Origin of the sequence: Methylorubrum podarium (assembly GCF_022179745.1) — a bacterium.
Lineage (GTDB): Bacteria > Pseudomonadota > Alphaproteobacteria > Rhizobiales > Beijerinckiaceae > Methylobacterium > Methylobacterium podarium.
In genome coordinates, this window is sequence record NZ_BPRD01000234.1 from 1 (window position 1) to 1124 (window position 1124).

3 protein-coding genes are annotated in these 1124 nt (G+C 69.2%); all 3 read right to left on the bottom strand.

The window, feature by feature from the left end; all coding sequences use genetic code 11:
- Positions 1–136, bottom strand: a 136-nt coding sequence (locus MFF42_RS12445; RefSeq protein ID WP_238256031.1) for a cytochrome c oxidase subunit 3, incomplete at its 3' end; no start/stop codon positions are given.
- A gap of 146 nt (positions 137–282) precedes the next feature.
- Positions 283–891 carry a cytochrome c oxidase assembly protein gene (locus MFF42_RS12450; RefSeq protein WP_238256030.1) on the bottom strand — a complete coding sequence of 203 codons (609 nt, stop codon included), beginning with the start codon at positions 889–891 and terminating at the stop codon, positions 283–285.
- 13 nt (positions 892–904) lie between these two features.
- The gene (locus MFF42_RS12455; RefSeq protein ID WP_017486502.1) at positions 905–1069 is read right to left on the bottom strand and encodes a cytochrome c oxidase system small membrane protein; all 165 of its coding nucleotides are present in this window, start codon (positions 1067–1069) and stop codon (positions 905–907) included.
- Positions 1070–1124 lie beyond the last annotated feature (55 nt).

Genomic DNA, 1124 nt, shown 5'->3' on the forward strand with positions numbered 1-1124 from the left:
GGCCGCCGGCGGAGAGGCCCTTCATCCAGAAGACGGCGCCGAAGGCCATCAGGAACCCGGAGAAGGCGCCCAGCAGCGGCCAGGGGCTCGGGTTGATGATGTGGTAGTCGTGGTTCTTGGCGTGCGCCCCGGCCATCGCGATGGTTCTCCCTAAGCCCTTGCCCGTCACCGGCTGACGGCCGGGCCCTGTTGCCTTGGAGGCCCGGTGGGACCGGGCCTCGGTTGAAAATCCTCTACTTCGGCGGCCGCGCCATTGTCACGCTTGAGCCGCCGACCGATCCCTCAAAAATTGCGCGTCGGGCCGGACTTGGCCGCTTCCGCCACCGGCGCGCCGTTCTTCGAGGGGTAGTAGGTGTAGGACAGCGTCATCTCCGAGAGGGTGCCGATATCCGGATCCTTGCGCAGGGCCGGATCGACGTAGAACACCAGCGGGAATTCCGCCGACTCGCCCGGCTGCAGGGTGTGCTCGTCGAAGCAGAAGCACTGCACCTTGACGAAGTAGCTGCCCATCAGGTCCGGCTGCACGTTGAACACGGCGATGCCGGTGGAGGCCGCGGGGCCGGTATTCGTCACCTTGAAGAACACGGTCGCCGTCTGGCCGGGCACCGCCTCGACCCGGGACTGTTCCGGCTGGAACCGCCAGGCCAGGGTCTTGGCGACGTTGGTGTCGAACCGGACCGAGACCGGTGCCAGGGCCTCGGTCACCGGCGCGGAGGGCGCAGTGCCGACGAGCGGCGTGCCGCCGTAGCCGGTCGCCTTGCAGAACATCGAGTAGAGCGGCGCCGACACCGCCGCGAGGCCGCCCATGCCGAGCACCACGCCGGCGCAGGCGAGCACGGTCCAGCGCGCGCCGCGCGCCGCCTGCTTCTGCCGCTCCGTTGCATCCGTCATCGGTTCGAAGCCCTCAGAGCGGCCGCTGCAGGACCTGCGGTCCGAGCTTGGCGATCGTCAGCACGAAGAAGATCAGCACCAGGGCGCCGAGCGTCAGGGCGATGGCGACCGAGCGCTTGCGGCGGGTCTTGGCCTCTTCCGGCGTGAGCGGGCGCACGCCTTCCGGCAAATCGGACATCTCGGGCCTCACGCCACGACCGCGCGGAAGAGTCCGAGCCCCTGCTCGGCGAGCA